Here is a 17,171-nt window from a genome sequence, read left to right as displayed (position 1 = left end):
CGATCGAGGAGGTGTGGATGGCGGACTCGAGCTTTGAGGGTGTCGAGCTGGTTGTACGGACGATCGCGCAGACCGCGGTCGACAACGAGCAGTACTTCGGCGAGCTGGACGCGGTCGTGGGCGACGGCGACTTCGGGTACTCGATGGCGCGCGGCTTCGAGCTGGTGTTGGCCGACTTCGATGCCTTCGACCGCGACGACATCGGGACGTTCCTGAAGAAGATCGCGGTCGTGATCACCAGCCGCGTCGGAGGAACCTCCGGGCCGCTGTGGGGCACGGGGTTCCTGCGAGCTGGGGCCGTGGCCGCCGACAAGACCGAGCTCACGGCCGACGACGTGATCGCGATGCTCCGCGCGGCGATCGAGGGCATCAAGAAGCGGGGCAACTCGGATCTGGGTGACAAGACCCTGCTCGATGCGCTCCAGCCGGCGGTCGACGAGCTCGAGCAGGCGCTCGCTGAGCGAGACGACGCGGAGGCGGCGATCCGGAAGGCGGCCACCACGGCGCGGGAACGGGCCGAGGCGACCACGGAGATGATCGCCAAGCGTGGCCGGGCCGCCTACACGGGAGAACGCAGCATCGGAACCTTGGACGCGGGGGCGATCGCCGTCGCGATCATGTTCGAGCGGGTCGCCGACGCATGGGCGGCCGACGAGCCGAAGGAGGGAACGTCGTGAAGAAGTTCGTGAACGACCCGAAGGAGTTCGTCCCCGAGATGCTCAAGGGGATCGCGCTCGCCAACCCGGACACGCTGAAGTACGTGCCCGAGTACAACCTGATCATGCGGGCCGACGCGCCCAGCGACGCGAAGGTCTCGATCGTGCAGGGGTCCGGATCAGGGCACGAGCCCGCGCACGTGATGATCGTGGGCAAGGGGATGCTCGACGCCGCGTGCCCGGGCGACGTGTTCGCGGCCCCGCCGATGGACTACGTGCTCGAGACCACCAAGCTGCTCAACTCCGCAAAGGGCGTGCTCCACCTGATCAACAACTACACCGGTGACCGCATGGCGTTCGAGATGGGCGCCGAGATGGCGGACGCCGAGGGCATCCGGATCGGGACCGTGATCGTCGACGACGACGTCGCCGTGAAGGACTCGACCTGGACGGTCGGGCGTCGCGGCGTCGCGGGGAACTTCTTCGTCATCAAGGCGGTGGGTGCGGCGTCCGAGCAGGGCGCCGAGCTCGACGACCTGGTCGCGTTGGGTGAGCGGGTGAACTCGGTCACCCGCACGATGGGCATGGCGCTCACGTCGTGCACGCCGCCAGCGAAGGGGTCGCCGCTCTTCGACCTCGGTGAAGACGAGATGGAGATGGGCGTCGGCATCCACGGCGAACCGGGCCGACGCCGCGAGAAGCTCGCCGACGCCAACGCGATCGTCGACGAGCTCGTGGAGGCGACCGCGTCGGACCTTCCTTTCAACAAGGGCGACAACGTCGCACTGATGATCAACGGGCTCGGCGGCACGCCGATCAGCGAGCTGTACTTGCTCTACGGCCGGGCCCACGATCAGCTCGCGTCGCGAGGGATCAACGTCGGACGCAGCTACGTCGGCGAGTACTGCACATCGCTCGACATGGCGGGGTGCTCGGTCACGCTCGTGAAGCTCGACGACGAGCTCGTGTCGCTGTTCGCTGCGCCGGCCGAGGTCGCCTCACGGGTCTTCTGAGCCGATCCGGCTCCACGGAACGGTGCGCCCCTCGCCGGGGCCACCGTTCCGTCCGCATCGCTTGACGACGGAACGCTCACTACCCCTCGTCGGATCGTGGGGAATCCACGCCTCCGCGTGCCCACGAACGGCTCGGAGGACCAAGTCGATCGGTCGATCGCGACGACGCGATCAGCACCAGTGCAAGCATTCACAGGCCCAGCCTGTCCGATCGATGAAGCCGGCGGTGCCCAGACCCCGCACCCTTGCACTCGGCGGTCTCAGCGTGGTGTAGATCGACCGCCCAGGCACCCAGTCGTGTTCCTCGGGAGCGGTCGACGGGTCGTGTCGCGCGCGTCGGGCATGCGGAACTTCAGGCGGTCGAGCCGGGCTTTCGACCCGGTGGCCGTGGCTGGCGACCACGCGTTCCTGCGAGGATAGAGCCGCCCGCGAGGGGGAAAGGTCGAGCAGCGAGGGGCCGATGGGCGAGGAGATCGTCGGCAGAGAGCGAGAGCTCGAAGCGCTCGAGCGGTTCCTGTCGATGGTGCCCCACGGGGCGTGCGGCCTGGTCCTGGCGGGGGAGCCCGGGATCGGGAAGAGCATGGTATGGCAAGCGGCGCTTCCGCTCGCGAAGCAGCGCGGGTACCGTGTCGCGACATCGCGGCTGGCTGGTTCTGAGGCGACGCTCACGTACGCGGCGCTCGGCGATCTCCTCGCCGACGTGGCTGACGAGCTCGCCGTCGCGTTGCCCGACCCACAACGCCGAGCCCTCGACATCGCGCTGCTCAGGGCGGAGGGTTCCGGGAGGGGCGCTGACCGCCGTGCCGTCTCGACGGCAACGCTGGGCGCATTGAAGCTGCTCGCTGCGGAGCGACCGCTCGTCCTCGCCGTCGACGACGTGCAGTGGATCGACGGAGCGTCTGCCTCGGCGCTGTCGTTCGCCCTCCGACGGTTGACGACCGAGCGTGTCGGCGTCTTGGCGACGTTGCGTGACGCCGGCGGGCTGCACGATCCGATCGCCATCGAAGGCTGCCTGGGCCCGCGCGCGGAACGGATCGTCGTCGACGCGCTGGGGGTCGACTCCATCGCGAAGATCGTGCGGATGTGGACGGGCGCCGAGCTCTCGCGACCGACGCTCGTTCGAGTGCACGAAGCCACGCTCGGGAATCCGCTGTTCGCGCGGGAGATCGTGCGGGCGCTCCGTCGGGACGGGCTCGATCTATTGCCTGGCGAGCCTCTTCCGGCGCCCGACGATCTGGAGGGGCTGTTGCACGCTCGCCTCCGTCGCCTTCCCGCACGGACCCGCAACGCGTTGCTGCTTGCAGCCGCGACGACTCGACCGACAGTGCACGTGCTTCGAGCCGCGACCCCGAGCGCGCAGGCCGATCTCCTCGGTCCCGCCGAAGACGCAGACGTCGTGCGCGTGCGTGGGGACGAAGTCAGCTTCACGCACCCGCTCCTCGCTTCGACCGTGTACCGCCGCGCAACGTCGGCCCGCAGGCGTGATGCGCATGGTCGTCTCGCCGATGCCGTCGACGATCCCGAGGAGCGGGCGCGGCACCTGGCCCTCGCCGCTGCGGAGCCTGCGGCAGACGTCGCCGACGCGCTCGAGGACGCCGCGCATGGTGCCAGCGGCCGTGGCGCTCCCGCGACCGCCGCCGAGCTGGCCGAGCTCGCACGCCGGATGACGCCGGGAGACGATGTCGAGGCGTCGCGGCGACGCGCCATGAAGGCGGCGGAGTACCGGTTCGTCTCGGGCGACGCTGTCGCCGCGCTCGCGCTCGCGGGGGAACTCCTCGAAGTTGCGCCGCCTGGGCCTGGACGTGCGGAGATCGGATACCTGATCTCGGTCTTCAGCTGGAACGACGTCACAAGGCTCCGGCCGGTGCTCGATGCCGTGGTCGCCGATCTCGAGGAGCCGTCGGCGCTGCTCGCATCGGCGATCGCCGATCTCGGTTGGGTCGAGATCCTTGGCGGCGATCTCCGAGCCGCTTCTGCGAAGGCCCGGGAAGCGATCGAGCTCGCCGAAGGGCTTGACGATCCCGGACCCTTGTCGCTGGGCCTCGTCACGGCCGCCTACGCCGAGTACATGCTCGGTCGTGACGTTGCGGGACTATTGGAGCGAGCCCTTGACCTCCAGCTCGACCCCGAGGGTCCCGCGGCAGTCTCGTACTCGCTCGTCAGTGCCCGCAACACGCTCGGCGCGCTGCTGATGTGGTCCGGTGATCTCGACCGGGCACGTAGCGAGCTCGAAGCGCATGCCCAGCACCTCGTCGAGCGAGGCCAGTACCTCCCGTTGTGGGAAGGCTTCATCTATCTGTCCGAGCTGGAGACTCGCGCGGGCAACTTCTCGAAGGCGCTCGAGCATGCCGAGGAGCTGCTCGAGACGATGATGGAAGGCGGGTACGAGCAGGCCAGGGAGACAGGTTTGTGGGTCCGGGCGCTGGCGCTGGCGCACCTCGGGATCGCTGATCGCAGCCGCGGTGATGCGATCGAGGGCCTCTCCCTCGCCGAACGGCACGGGGACGTGTTCCACGTCATCACGAACCGCTCCGTGCTCGGCTTCCTCGAGCTCTCGCTCAGCCATCCCGAGGGGGCGGAGCGATGGCTGTCACCGCTGCCCGAGCTGCTCTCCTCCCGTGGGATCGTCGAGCAGGGCATCTATCCCTTCCCCCCCGATCTCGTGGAGGCGCTGGTGGGCATGGGCGATCTCGACCGCGCCGGGTCGGTGCTCGAGCCGTTCGAGCAACACGCCTCGGAGCTCGCCCGTGCGCCGGCGCTCGCCGCGTCTGCGCGGTGCCGCGGGCTGATGGCCGCCGCGAACGGCGACTTCGATCGCGCGACCACCTCGATCACGACGTCGATCGAGATGCACGCCGGGATGGGCCAGCCGTTCGAGCTGGCCCGGTCGCAGCTCGCGTTAGGTGACGTCCGCCGGCGCGCCAAGCAGAAGCGCTCCGCCCGCGAAGCGCTCGAGACCGCCGTGCGGATGTTCGACGACCTCGGGGCATCGCTGTGGGCGGCCAAGGCACGCAGATCGCTCGCCCGGATCAGCGGTCGGTCCGCGCCTCACGATCTCACCGCGACCGAGCGGCAGATCGCCGGCCTCGTCGCCACGGGGCTCACGAACCGCGAAGTCGCTGACGCGTTGTTCGTGAGCGTGCGGACCGTCGAGTCCAATCTCTCCCGGGTCTACTCGAAGCTCGGGATCGCCTCGCGGAGGGAGCTGCGGGCCGAGATGCTGGAGCCTGAAGGCTCCCGCTAAGGCGCGTCTCGAGCCGCCTGACCGACCTCGCATCGTGGTCCGCACGCCCAAGCATGTGGCGAATCACGGATTCCTTGCCTGCCTCGCGGTCATACGTTCGCTCCATCCGAAGGAAGGAGGCGCAGGATGGATGTCACGGACGAGGCCAGGATCTCGCTCGGAGCGCCGGTGAAGCGGCGGTCCTTCGCCGTGATCGCGGCAGCGTTGACGATCGCGCTGGTGCTGCTGGCGGCCCTGCTGGTGTGGCGCGTCACCGCGATCCCGAAGCCGGATGCACCGCCCGGCTCCCGTGGTGCCGTCGGAACCGTCGGGGTCGAGGACCTGCCGATCATCGGGGACCACAGGCCGGAGAGTCTCTCCGGAGCCGTCCCGGTGCCCGGGACGATCCTAGGACACTCCGCGACAGGACCGCACCCGCCGCAGAAGGATCCGAAGCAAGGATGACTCCCGGAGAGGCACCGCCGCCCGAGCTCACGCCCGGGCGGCGGCCGTTCCGCTACACGTCGTAGTACAGGCCGAACTCGTAGGGGTGCGGACGCAGGGCGACCGCGTCGTGCTCCTCGAGCCGCTTGTACTCGATCCAGGTGTCGATCACGTCCTGCGTGAAGACACCGCCTTCCAGCAGCCACTGATGATCGGCTTCCAGCTCGCCCAGCACCTCGAGCAGCGACCCGGGCACCTGCTTCACGGCCGCGTGCTCCTCAGGCGGCAGGTCGTACAGGTCCTTGTCGATCGGATCGGGCGGCTCGATCTTGTTCTTGATGCCGTCGATGCCGGCCATCAGCATCGCGCTGAACGCCAGGTACGGGTTGCAGCTCGGGTCCGGAGTGCGGAACTCCAGCCGCTTGGCCGACGGGCTCTTCGACCCGAGCGGGATGCGCACACACGCGCTGCGGTTCCGCTGGCTGTACACGAGCTTGATCGGGGCCTCGTAGCCGGGCACGAGCCGGCGGTACGAGTTCGTCGTCGGGTTCGTGAACGCGAGCAGCGCGGGGGCGTGCGCGATCAGGCCGCCGATGTAGTAGCGGGCCGTGTCGCTGATGCCCCCATAGCCGACCTCGTCCCAGAACAGGTTGTCGTCGCCGCTCCACAGCGACTGGTGCGTGTGCATGCCCGAGCCGTTGTCCATGAACAGCGGCTTCGGCATGAACGTCACGGTCTTGCCGGCCTGGTACGCCGTGTTCTTGACGACGTACTTGTACTTCATGACGTTGTCGGCCGTGGTCAGGAGTGTGTCGTAGCGCATGTCGATCTCGGCCTGGCCGGCGGTGCCCACCTCGTGGTGATGCACCTCGATCGTGAGCCCGACCTTCTCCAGGTTCAGCACCATGTCGGTGCGCAGGTCCTGGTACTTGTCCATCGGGGGAAGCGCGAAGTAGCCGCCCTTGAACCGGGGCTTGTAGCCGAGGTTGCCGCCTTCCTCCTCGTGACCGGTCGCCCAGGCGCCCGCCACGGAACCGATGTGGTAGTAGCCCTCGAACTGGCTCTGGTCATAGCGGATCGAGTCGAAGATGTAGAACTCGGCTTCGGGTCCCCAGTAGGAGCGGTCGGCGATACCGGTCTGCTTCAGGTACAGCTCGGCCTTCTTCGCGATGTTGCGCGGGTCACGCGTGTAGTCCTCGCCGGTGACTGGGTCCTTCACGAAGCAGGTGATGTTCAGTGTCGGATGCTTGGTGAACGGGTCCATGTAGGCGGAATCGGGGTCGGGCATCAGCAGCATGTCCGACTCCTGGATCTCCTGGAACCCGCGGATCGACGAGCCGTCGAACGGCTGGCCGTCGGTGAGCTTGGTCTCGGTCAGCTCGTGGGCCGGGACCGACAGGTGCTGCACCTGTCCCGGTAGGTCCGTGAAGCGGAAGTCGACGATCTCGGCTCCCTGCTCCTTCGCCAGTGCGATGACGTCCTTCGCCGTTGCCACCCGCGCTTCCCCCTTCGTCTCGGCGCTCGGTCTCACCGAGCCTAGAGGCGGTCGGGGGTCGCGCTGTTACCTGGCCGTTAACTCTGGGTAACGCTGGCGCGGACCCCGCCGCGCTCCGTGTGCTCGGCAGTGGATGAGACCGCGAGCGGTACGGCAGCGGTTGCTCGGTCGCGCATCCTCCCTGGAAGACACGCCCAGGAGGCCGGTAGTATCTGGGCATGCACGGGAGGGGACTCGCGGATCTCGCGAACGCGCTGTTCATCACCGCCGGCCTGGGGTTGGCGTTCGCATGCGCGTACCTCGTCCGTCGCCCGGGGCCCCGAACGCTCCGGGTGTGGGTGGGCGCGATGCTCGTCGCGGTCCCCGGGCTGCTGATCGGCCTGGTGGCGTCGGATTCCGACCTGGGCGTCCGTGCCGCCTATCGGAACCTGACCGAGGTCCTGCAGGATCCGCTGGTGATCGAGGCGGAGATCGTCGTCCCCCGGCCGAAGGCAGCGGAGTCGGATCCGCCGGTATCGGGCGGGACCGCGGGAACGGCGAGTCCGGCACCCAGCGTCGGCACCACTGAGTCCGGATCCCCTGGGGAGCCGGCGGAAGACCAGGTGGAGCCCGAGCCGGTCCCCTCGCCGGCGCCGACCACCGACGCGGAGCCTCCGCCGCCCAGTCCCACGGAGCCCCCACCCACCCCGAGCCCGACGGAGACCCCGCCGCCGAGCCCGAGCGATACCCCTCCGCCGACCCCGTCGGACACCCCCCCGCCATCTGCGCTTCCGCCTCCGCCTCCTCCGACGCCGAGCGTGGTGCCCGGGGCGTAGGCCCTGGACGAGCTCCACTCAGCACGTCGCTCGTCCGGCGGATGTCGCGACCTCGGTGATCCCGAAGACCGCGACGAGGTCGACGAGGAGTTGAGTCTGCACCGCTGAGCCGGTTCAGACGCCCGCCTCGGCGGGCATCGCGCCCGCCTCGACAGCGGCGGCGAGGACCTCGTAGTCGCGTTCGACCTGGTCGGCGTAGTCTCGCGAGAACGACACCATGGCCCGGTCGAAGCGGTCACTCGTGCCGCAGTAGCTCGCGATCACGGTCGGGTAACCGGTCCGCGCGTGCGCCTTGGCGAGGATCGTGCCGCACAGCTCCGCGTAGTCGACCAGCGTTCGTCCCCGCAGCTGATCGGGGTGCACACCCCCCTTCATGTCACGCAGCTGACGCACGTAGTACGGCCTCGTACCGACGTCGGTCCACCCGAGGAACGGATCACTGACAGATTGGATGCGACGCTGGCCGTCGACCACGTGCTGCCCGTGGTGGACGTGTGTCGCGAGCTTCGGATCGCGCACGACCGACGGCAGCGCCTCCTTGACCTGCAGGAACAGGTGGTCGCCCTCGTGATTGCCTTGGAGCAGCACGATGTAGTCGCGGGTGCCGACGCTGCCCACCCCGACGACCTTGTGGGTGACGTCGAGCACCCCGTAGTCCTTCAGCAGTTCGTGGATGTCGGGGGAGACGGTCGTCAGGTACGACTCGAGCGAGCCCAGGACCGAGTCCCGGATGCGGCTGTTGGGCGCCGTCAGTACCGGCGGATCGTTGTGGAAGCGCCCGCCGCCCTCGTCGGTCATGCGCACGCCGAGCTGCTCCTGGGTCCGTCGGTGGGCGCGCTTGCGCTCGCGTTCAATGAGCTTCACCGTCTCGGGGCTCCAGTGGTCGGGCGGGCCGTCACCTTCCCCGAAGGCCAGGTAGTGCACGTCGAGCCGTGGGAGCGGTCCGGTCAGCGCGAGCAGGGTGCGGTAGGCGCGGGTCGCGCTCGCGCTCGCTTCGGCTCGGAGATCCCGGTCGATCCCGTTCTTCCGCCCGCAGAGCTCCACGCTCACGACCAGGCGCTTCAGGTCCCATTCCCAGCGTCCGCGGGCGGTCTCGTCGAAGTCGTTGATGTCCATCACGAGGCGCCGCTCGGGTGAGGCGTAGAGGCCGAAGTTGGACAGATGGGCGTCCCCGCAGAGCTGCACGACGAGGCCGGTCGACGGCGTCGACCGGAGGTCGATCGCCATGAGGTCCGCGGAGCCACGATAGAACGCGAACGGCGACTCGAGCATGCGGCCGATGCGGATGGGCACGAGCCGCTGCTGGCGTCCGCGGTTGCGGGCGCGGACCACCTCGACCGGGTCCGGACGGTCGTCGGCGGTTCGCCATCGTCCGTGCGTCGCTCGAGGCACGCGCCGTCGCAGCGCCTTGCCCATGGCTTCGCGTTCCTCACGAGGCGGGATCGTCCGGCGGATGTCGCCGGCGCCCTCGATGGGAACGAAGGATGCGTCTGTCATCGATCAGAGGTGATGGTGATCCGCTCGAACGGTCGCGCTTGTACCACGGAACCATGCGCGACGGCCATGTCCCGGCCGAGCCGACAGGGGTCCCGCCCGGGAGGGGGAGCGGACGGGACCCGGGTGGAGCGAGGGGAAGCCGGCTCGCGTCGGCGCGGGCGCCCGAAGGTGCCGCGGCGGTCGCCGACGCGAGCCGGGGAACGGCGGCGGAAGCCGCGTGACCGAGGGGAGTTCGCCCGGGGGGGACGAGTGGCGCGGCTCCCGTGTCGCCGTTCACACCGAGGACATCGGCGCTACAGCAACCTTCGGCACAGAGCCCGGATGGATCATTTCCCGATGGCCCGAGTTGGGTAGTCCCGGAGCTGCGCTCCGATCACGACGGCGTCCATCGTCTGCGGCGGGGTTCGTCACGACGCTCCCGCCTCGGGCGCTGCCGATCGGTAGCCGACCCCGCGCACGGTCTCGATCAGGTGCTCGTGCTCCGGCCCGAGCTTCGCGCGCAGACGCCGCACGTGCACGTCGACCGTGCGCGTGCCGCCGTAGAAGTCGTAGCCCCAGACCTCGCGCAACAGCGCCGGACGCGTGTAGACGCGGCCGGGGTTCGATGCGAGGAACCGCAACAACTCGAACTCCTTGTACGTCAGATCGAGCGGACGCCCGCTCGCCGTGACGCGGAACGTGTCGACGTCGAGCGAGAGAGGGCCGAGACGGGTGACGGAGCCGTCGCCGCTTCCCGCCCGGCGTCGGAGCATCCCGAGGCGCACGCGTACCTCCGCCCCCGGAGCACCCGGGTAGAGGAACTCGTCGGCGACCTCGTGCCAGGGGTACCGCTCGATCGTGTCGCGCTCCACCACGATCATCACCGGCACGCGCGGGTCCCGTCCGCGGAGGGCCTGCAGCACGGTCCACGCCTGGGCCGGATGCTCGGCCGCGTCGACGAGCACCGCCTCGGGTTCGAGGGCGGGCACGTGGCCGACTGAGACCACCGACAGCGGTTCTACCTTCAGGTCTGGCAGCACCTCGGCGAGCGCCGGCAAGACCACCTGCGGCGAGCGGTCCGAGAGCAAGACGAGGCGTCTCATGGCTATGCTCACGATATCGGCTGGGCTCCGTCGACGGAATACGCGGCGAACCCCGCTCGGCAGCCATCCGGCCGGGGCCGGCGGGGGGTCGAAGGTCCCACCGCCTGTGGGAGATGTCCCGAGCAGATGGTGCCGTCCGCCTCCGGTCGCGGCATCCCAGGAGGAGCACGCTGAACCGAGATGTGAGCAACAGAAAGGGGTACGACATGAACAGGAAGACATGGGACCAGCTGATCAGCACCGCCGGCGTGGTTCTCGCCGTCGCGTTGATCGTGCTCGGAGCGCTCGCCGTGTACGGCGGGAACTTCGCGCAGTCCAACGTGACCGACCGACTCGAGCCGCAGAACATCGTGTTCCCTCCCTACGACGCGATGACTCCAGAAGAGCAAGCAGAGATCGGGGACTTCGCCGAGCAGCAGGTCGTCAACGGGGACCAGGCCGAGGCGTACTCGCGCTACATCCAGGGGCACCTCGCGGAGATCAACGAGGGAGCCACGTACTCGGAGACGAGCACTGCTGCCCGTGAGGAAGGCCTCGACCCCGACACGGCGGCCGAGCTTCAGGGCAAGGCCGACACCCTGTTCAAGGGTGAGACGCTCAGGGCGATCCTGCTGAACGCGTACGGGTGGTGGACCGCAGCCACCATCGCGGTGTACGCGGGGTACCTGATGATCGTTGCAGGCATCCTCTTCGCGGTGCTCGCGTTCTTCGGGTTCCGCCACGCGAACCGCGCCGCAGAGGTCCAAGCTGCACCGATGGTCAAGGAAACTGCCGCGGTATAAGGGTCGCTTCTCCACGGAGCCGCCGGGGCCCTCTGGCCCTGGCGGCTCCTGCATCGTGGGTACGCTGGCTCTCGATGACGAGGCATCGGGGAGCGGTCGACCGGCCATGACGACCTTCCAGGGCATCACGTCGCACCACTGGCGCGTGCCGGCGGAGCCGTTCGTGGTGACCACCGACGACGGCGTGCACATCCACGGCACCCGTCTCGGCGAGGCCGACCCGGATCGACCCGCCGTGTTGCTCGCCCACGGCATGATCGGATGGCACCGCAAGCCGCGGTTCGCCGTCTTCGGCGAGCAGCTGACCCCGTGGTTCACGGTCTACGCGATGGACATGCGAGGGCATGGTCACAGCGACGGCGTCTGCGACTTCGGGGGCGACGAGATCCGTGACCTCGACGCGGTCCATCGGCTCGCCCGCGGCGAAGGGCACGCGAGGGTCATCTCCTGCGGCACGTCGATGGGCGCGATCGCCTCGATCCGCCACGGCGCGTTGCTCGGGGGCACCGACGCGGTGGTCGGCATCTCGTCGCTCGCGTACTGGGACTGGCACGACGACGCGCACCCGCGAGCCCGGCGCAACATGCACGCGCGCATCGGTACTCCGGCCGGGCGCGCCGCGCTTCGGGCGTTCGGGGTGCGTATGCCCGACCACTGGGACCCGCCGGAGTCGCCGGAGGACGTGATCGGCAAGATCGCGCCGACCCCGGTGGTGATCGTGCACGGCGCCGACGACCGGCTGTTCCCGCCGTCGCACGCCCACCGGTTGTACGAGGCCGCCGGCGAACCCAAGCGGCTGTTGATCGGGGAAGGGTTCGGTCACGCCGAGGACGGGCTGACGCCGGCGTTCGCTCACAAGCTCGTCGACGTGCTCGGCGAGATGGTGGACCTCACGTGAACGTCCGCCTCTTCGCCGCCCTCCGCGAGATCGCCGGGGACTCGCACGTCGAGGCCACCGGGCACACGGTGGGCGACGTGATCGACGACCTCTCGGCACGGTACGGGGAACGGTTCGCGCAGATCGCCGAGGTGGGGTCGTTCGTCGTGAACGGTGAACGTGCCGCTCGCGATACACCGATCGCTGAGGGCGACGAGGTGGCGCTGCTGCCGCCGGTCAGCGGCGGCTCGCAGGGCCGGGAGCCCGGGTCCGACCGGGACTAGCTCCAGAGCACGGGCTTCCACACCATCAGCACGACGATCACGAGGGTGAGGCCGACGACGACGACGCCCCACGCGGTGGCCTTCGACGCGACGGCCGTGTACTCGGACTCCTCGGCGGTGCCATCGGCGATCGCCTCGGCGATCTCCCGCTGCCTGCGGAACGACGGGGCGTAGACCGCGATCGCGAGGACCGTGAGCAGCACGTAGATCCCGAGCGACAGCTCCAGCCATGCCTGCCGCAACAGATCCCAGTCGATCGACGCCACGAGCAGGAGCCCGGTGATCAGCTGCGCGATGAACGCGGGGGTCGTGATGCGCCGGTCGATCCACGAGACGGTGCGCAAGGCGAACGCTCTGCCCTGGGGGCCGTCGGCCTCACCCCTGCGCACCCAGAGCCCGTAGCTGAGCGAGAACCCGAGGGCGACCACGGCGCCGAGCACGTGCAGGACGAGGAGCAAGGTCCGCATGGGTGGAGGCTAGCCGTCGACGCGTTCGGGCGCACACCCTGCGATACTGGCCGCCCATGCGATTCCAACGAGTGCTGCTCATCGTCAACCCCGTGGCGAGAACGGTGTCCCAGCCCACGCTCGCCGTGATCGAGAAGGCGATGTCGGCCGACTTCCGCCTCGAGGTCACCGAGACGAAGGAACGAGGACACGCGAGCGAGATCGCGACCCAGGCGGTCGACGAAGGCGTCGACCTCGTCGTGGTCTTCTCGGGCGACGGCACGATCAACGAGGTCGTGAACTCGCTCGCCGGCACCGCGACGGCGCTCGGGGTGCTGCCCGGCGGGGCGACGAACATCCTGGTGCGCGCGCTCGGGCTGCCGACGGAGCCCGTCGACGCCACGGGCGTGCTGATCGGGAAGGCGCTCGACGACGAGTCGTTCAAGCTGCACCTCGGTCGGGCCGACGGCCGGTACTTCGCCGTGAACTGCGGGGCCGGGGTCGATGCCGCGGCGATGGCCCGCATGGATGCGAAGTTCCCGAAGACGAAGGCGAAGTTCGACCGGGTGGCGTTCCGCAGCGTCGCGTGGGAGCTGATGGTGGGCTACGCGGGCAAGCTCCCCGACCTCGAGGTCTCGATCGACGGCGGCGCGGTGGAGCCGTCGCTCTCGGTGATGGTCGGGCGCACCGATCCATACACGTACTACAAGGATCGGGGCCTGCGCATGACGCCACAGGCATCGCTCGAGACCGGGCTCGACGTGTTGAGCGTTCGGAAGCTCGCGAGGCGCAACGTGCCCCGCATCGCTGCGCAGGTGTTCGGCTCGGCCCGCCACGTCCAGAGCCGCGACATCGACTACCGCCATGACGCGTCGAACGTGGTGGTCACGTCGGACCGTCCGTTCCCGGTGCAGGTCGACGGCGATTCGCTCGGCGACCACCAGCGGCTCGAGATCGAGCTCGCTCGCGAGGCGCTCTGGGTCGTGGCCTGAGGGCGGCCCGGCGCGCCACGACTCGCCGACGATGCCCATCGCCTAGCATGTCGCGATGCTGCAGCGCTTCCTCGGGATGTCTCGCCGCCGCTCGAGGAGGGCACCCCTCGTAATCGCAGCCGCGCTGATCGTCTCCTCGGCGTGGACGGTCTCTGCGGCTGCCGCCGGTCGCCCGAACATCCTCGTGATCGTCACCGACGACCAACGAGTCGAGACGCTCGCAGCGATGCCGCATGTGCGGAAGGAGCTCCGCGCCGAGGGCACGTCCTTCCGCAACGCCTTCGTCCCGAACTCGCTCTGTTGCCCGAGCCGCGCCTCGATCCTCACCGGTCTCCATTCGCATACGACGGGGGTGTTCGACAACGTCGCTCCACACGGGGGCTTCGCGGCGTTCGACGATCGGCTCTCGATCGCCTCGGTCCTCGACGACGAGGGCTATCGAACCGCCTTCATCGGCAGGTACCTGAACGGCTACGTGGGAGCGACCTACGACAACTGGAGCTACGTGCCGCCGGGTTGGGATCGCTGGTTCGCGGTCCCGACCGGCTCGTACCAGGGCTACTCGGCGGCCTCCGACGGGTCGTTGGTCGGTCCGTTCGGCCACGGCCCCCGCGACTACTCGGCCCGTGTGATGACGCGGACCGCCAGGCGGTTCATCGACGAGGGTCGGCGTCGGTTCTTCATGCTCTTCATGGCGACGGCACCGCACTCCGGTCCCGAGAGGATCGATGGGGTGAAGGTCGCCACGCCGGCCCAGCGAGACGTGGGTCGGTTCGATGGTCTCCCTCGATGGCGACCCCCGACCTTCGGGGCGGCTGACGACGTCTCGGACATGCCGGCGTACCTGCGGCTCCGGCGGTGGAGCCACCAGGCGGATCGCCGGATCGACCTGATCCGCCAGCGCCAGCTCGAGAGCCTGTACTCGCTCGATCGTCAGCTGGGCTCGCTCCTGCGCGCCGTGCCTCGGAACACGCTCGTGATCTTCACGAGCGACAACGGCTTCATGTGGGGTGAGCATCGCTGGCGCTCGAAGCAGGTTCCGTACGAGGAGAGCATCAGGGTCCCGCTGATCGTCCGGTGGCCGGGCCACGTCGGGCGCGATGTCGATCCGCGCCTCGCCCTGAACATCGACATCGTGCCCACGATCCTCGGCGCGGTCGGCCTCGATCCGGACACGCCGACCGGCATCAAATCGCGGGGAGGGCGCGTCCCGCCCGAGGGACTCGATCTGTTCGGCGGCCGGCGTCGGCGGGCGTTCGTGCTCGAGCACCTCGAGGGGTCCGGGGGCGCCGTCCCGTCGTACTGCGGGGTGCGGACGAAGCGCTGGATGTACGCGAGGTACTCGGCAGCGCGCTCTGAGGACGACGGGTTCGAGGATCTCTACGACATCCGCGACGACCCGTTGCAGCGGCGCAACCTCGCCTCGCTCAGCGCTGCCGACCGCGCCCACGAGCGCCTCAGGTCGATGGCGAGGGAGCTCTGCTCCCCCCCGCCACCCGGGTACGACTGGCGCGACTGACGTGGGTGAGCAGCTCTCAAGTGCGCGGGCTGTCCGCCGCTTCCCGTTCGTGGATGCCGCACTCCCACTTGGACAGTCCCGCCCAGCGGCCCGCGCGTTCGGGCTCACCCGCGAACCGCAGGCGCGTGCACGGCGCGCATCCGATCGACGCGTACCCGAGGTCATACAGTGGGTTGTGCGGCAGGTCGTGCTGCTTCAGGTAGGCCCACGTGTCGCGGCGCGTCCACGCCGCCACCGGGTTCACCTTCACGATCGTGCGTCCGGGTTCCAGCTCGTACTGCTCCACGAACGGTGCCGCCGCCCGCGTCGGTGACGAGTCGCGCCGGAACGCGGTGATCCATCCGTCGAGCCCGCGCAGTGCCTCGAACATCGGCCGCACCTTGTTGAGATCGCAGCATCGCTCGGGGTCGCGCTCGAAGAGTCGATCGCCGTAGCGTTCCGCCTGCTGCTCGACCGTGAGCTCCCCGTACAGATCGATCACGTTCAGCCCGAGGCGTTCGGCGAGCTGTTCCTTGAACGCGAGCGTCTCCGCGAATTGGAACCCTGTCTCGAGGAAGAGCACCGGCACGTCGGGGCGGATCTCCGAGGCCATGTGCATGATCGCGGTGCCCTCGGCCTGGAACGCCGACGCGATCGCGCTCTTGCGGAGCCCCGACGACTCGAGTGCCCACACGAGGATCTCGCGCGGATGCGCGTCTTCGAAGGCGATGTTCAGGTCGACGAGTTCGTCGTCGGGAAGCAGGGTTCGCATGCGGACGGGCCCCCTCGGGTCCGCGGAGCATACCGCGTATGCTGTGCGCGGTCGTCCACCCCCCGGCGACCGGTGACGCCACCCATCGAAGGAGCCTGCAGAGATGTCCGATACGTACCCCATCGCGCCCCACGGCGGCACGCTCGTCGACCTGCTCGTCGGGAACGACGCCGCCTCCGCGCTCGCCACCGAGGCCGCGAACCTGCCCAAGCTCGTGCCGAACGAGCGCGAGCTCTCCGATCTCGAGATGCTCGCGGTCGGCGCGCTGAGTCCGCTCACCGGGTTCCAGGGCGAGGCGGACTACTACTCGGTCCTCGACACGATGCACCTCACGAACGGCCTCGCCTGGGCGATCCCCGTCGTGCTCGGGGTCACCGAGGAGCAGGCGCACCGGTTCGGCGGAGGCGGCGCCGTCGCGCTGACGCCCGCCGAGGGGGGCGACCCGATCGCGGTGCTCCGCGTCAGTGGGTCGTTCAAGCGCGATAAACAGAAGGAGGCCGTGGCGGTCTACCGCACCGACGAGGCCGAACACCCGGGCGTGAGGGCCGTCTACGACTCGGGCGACTACTGTCTCGCCGGCGACATCGAGGTGCTGTCGCTGCCGGTCCATGCGGACTTCCAGTCCTACCGGCTCACGCCGGCCGAAACCCGAGCTGAGTTCGCGAGGCGTGGGTGGAAGACGGTCGTCGGGTTCCAGACCCGTAACCCGATCCACCGTGCGCACGAGTACATCCAGAAGTGCGCCCTCGAGATCGTCGACGGGTTGCTCGTGCACCCCCTGATGGGTGCCACGAAGAGCGACGACGTGCCGCCCGACGTGCGCATGCACTGCTACGAGGCGCTGTTCGAGGGGTACTACCCGAAGGACCGCGCGATGGTGTCGATCTTCCCGGCAGCGATGCGGTACGCGGGGCCTCGCGAGGCGATCTGGCACGCGATCTGCCGCAAGAACTACGGCTGCACGCACTTCATCGTGGGCCGCGACCATGCCGGGGTCGGTACCTATTACGGCACGTACGACGCCCAGCAGATCTTCAACGAGTTTCAGCCCGCTGAGCTGGGCATCACGACCCTGAACTTCGAGCACTCGTTCTGGTGTGAGGCGTGCGAGGGCATGGCCTCTCCGAAGACCTGCCCCCACGGCGAGGAGACGCGCATCTCGCTGTCGGGCACGAAGGTCCGCGAGATGCTCCGTCAGGGGGAGCGACCCCCGCAGGAGTTCTCCCGGCCCGAGGTCGCCGACATCCTCATCGCAGCGATGCAGGCGCGGGAAGGCTGAGGAAGGCGGAACATTC

The 17,171-nt window shown here is 69.1% G+C and carries 16 protein-coding genes; 11 read left to right on the top strand and 5 right to left on the bottom strand.

The annotated features are described in order from the left end of the window. The first annotated feature begins 17 nt into the window (after positions 1-17). The 4 genes from dhaL to VFI59_03240 all read left to right on the top strand — a co-directional run bounded on the left by dhaL (position 18) and on the right by VFI59_03240 (position 5,357). On the top strand, positions 18-677 hold the full coding sequence (dhaL, locus tag VFI59_03255; GenBank protein ID HET6712709.1) for a dihydroxyacetone kinase subunit DhaL: 660 nt from the start codon (positions 18-20) through the stop codon (positions 675-677). After that, positions 674-1,669 (top strand): dihydroxyacetone kinase subunit DhaK, encoded by a 996-nt coding sequence (dhaK, locus tag VFI59_03250; GenBank protein ID HET6712708.1) that lies wholly within the window; start codon positions 674-676, stop codon positions 1,667-1,669. Before dhaL ends, dhaK begins: the two co-directional genes overlap by 4 nt. Positions 1,670-2,129: 460 nt before the next feature. Further along, positions 2,130-4,913, top strand: a complete 2,784-nt coding sequence (locus VFI59_03245; GenBank protein HET6712707.1) for an AAA family ATPase — start codon at positions 2,130-2,132, stop codon at positions 4,911-4,913. Positions 4,914-5,039: 126 nt separating this feature from the next. Continuing rightward, positions 5,040-5,357 (top strand): hypothetical protein, encoded by a 318-nt coding sequence (locus VFI59_03240; protein ID HET6712706.1) that lies wholly within the window; start codon positions 5,040-5,042, stop codon positions 5,355-5,357. Positions 5,358-5,409: 52 nt separating this feature from the next. Here the strand turns inward: VFI59_03240 and glnA are convergent, their stop codons facing one another. Continuing rightward, on the bottom strand, positions 5,410-6,831 hold the full coding sequence (glnA, locus tag VFI59_03235; GenBank protein HET6712705.1) for a type I glutamate--ammonia ligase: 1,422 nt from the start codon (positions 6,829-6,831) through the stop codon (positions 5,410-5,412). 218 nt (positions 6,832-7,049) lie between these two features. Here glnA and VFI59_03230 point away from each other — a divergent pair, with 218 nt between their 5' ends. Next, positions 7,050-7,646 carry a hypothetical protein gene (locus VFI59_03230; protein ID HET6712704.1) on the top strand — a complete coding sequence of 199 codons (597 nt, stop codon included), beginning with the start codon at positions 7,050-7,052 and terminating at the stop codon, positions 7,644-7,646. Between the two features lie 114 nt (positions 7,647-7,760). Here VFI59_03230 and VFI59_03225 read toward each other — a convergent pair whose 3' ends face one another. Both VFI59_03225 and VFI59_03220 read right to left on the bottom strand, forming a co-directional pair. Beyond that, complete coding sequence (locus VFI59_03225) at positions 7,761-9,143, bottom strand: DUF2252 domain-containing protein (GenBank protein HET6712703.1); 1,383 nt, start codon at positions 9,141-9,143, stop codon at positions 7,761-7,763. Positions 9,144-9,550: 407 nt separating this feature from the next. Beyond that, entirely contained in the window at positions 9,551-10,225 is a 675-nt protein-coding gene (locus VFI59_03220) for a response regulator transcription factor (GenBank protein HET6712702.1), read from the bottom strand. A 206-nt stretch (positions 10,226-10,431) separates the two neighbouring features. On the opposite strand from VFI59_03220, the gene VFI59_03215 reads away from it, so the two are divergent. The 3 genes from VFI59_03215 to VFI59_03205 all read left to right on the top strand — a co-directional run bounded on the left by VFI59_03215 (position 10,432) and on the right by VFI59_03205 (position 12,168). Continuing rightward, positions 10,432-11,007 (top strand): hypothetical protein, encoded by a 576-nt coding sequence (locus VFI59_03215; protein HET6712701.1) that lies wholly within the window; start codon positions 10,432-10,434, stop codon positions 11,005-11,007. Between the two features lie 106 nt (positions 11,008-11,113). Continuing rightward, positions 11,114-11,905 carry an alpha/beta fold hydrolase gene (locus tag VFI59_03210; protein HET6712700.1) on the top strand — a complete coding sequence of 264 codons (792 nt, stop codon included), beginning with the start codon at positions 11,114-11,116 and terminating at the stop codon, positions 11,903-11,905. Then, positions 11,902-12,168, top strand: a complete 267-nt coding sequence (locus tag VFI59_03205) for a MoaD/ThiS family protein (protein HET6712699.1) — start codon at positions 11,902-11,904, stop codon at positions 12,166-12,168. The genes VFI59_03210 and VFI59_03205 overlap by 4 nt, the downstream gene beginning before the upstream one ends. On the opposite strand, the gene VFI59_03200 is transcribed toward VFI59_03205, so the two are convergent. Continuing rightward, a complete protein-coding gene (locus VFI59_03200) occupies positions 12,165-12,635 on the bottom strand; it encodes a DUF2269 family protein (GenBank protein ID HET6712698.1) in 471 nt (156 codons plus the stop codon). The two genes, VFI59_03205 and VFI59_03200, sit on opposite strands and share 4 nt — an antisense overlap. A gap of 56 nt (positions 12,636-12,691) precedes the next feature. On the opposite strand from VFI59_03200, the gene VFI59_03195 reads away from it, so the two are divergent. Both VFI59_03195 and VFI59_03190 read left to right on the top strand, forming a co-directional pair. After that, entirely contained in the window at positions 12,692-13,606 is a 915-nt protein-coding gene (locus VFI59_03195; GenBank protein HET6712697.1) for a diacylglycerol kinase family protein, read from the top strand. A 55-nt stretch (positions 13,607-13,661) separates the two neighbouring features. Beyond that, positions 13,662-15,125 carry a sulfatase gene (locus tag VFI59_03190; protein ID HET6712696.1) on the top strand — a complete coding sequence of 488 codons (1,464 nt, stop codon included), beginning with the start codon at positions 13,662-13,664 and terminating at the stop codon, positions 15,123-15,125. A 16-nt stretch (positions 15,126-15,141) separates the two neighbouring features. Here the strand turns inward: VFI59_03190 and VFI59_03185 are convergent, their stop codons facing one another. After that, positions 15,142-15,876 (bottom strand): phosphoadenylyl-sulfate reductase, encoded by a 735-nt coding sequence (locus VFI59_03185; protein ID HET6712695.1) that lies wholly within the window; start codon positions 15,874-15,876, stop codon positions 15,142-15,144. A gap of 103 nt (positions 15,877-15,979) precedes the next feature. On the opposite strand from VFI59_03185, the gene sat reads away from it, so the two are divergent. Further along, positions 15,980-17,155, top strand: a complete 1,176-nt coding sequence (sat, locus tag VFI59_03180) for a sulfate adenylyltransferase (GenBank protein HET6712694.1) — start codon at positions 15,980-15,982, stop codon at positions 17,153-17,155. Positions 17,156-17,171: the final 16 nt, after the last annotated feature.

This window comes from Actinomycetota bacterium, from assembly GCA_035697485.1.
Classification (GTDB): domain Bacteria; phylum Actinomycetota; class UBA4738; order UBA4738; family HRBIN12; genus JAOUEA01.
The sequence above is the reverse complement of the archived record's forward strand: the minus strand, read 5'-3'. Positions and strand labels throughout refer to the sequence as shown.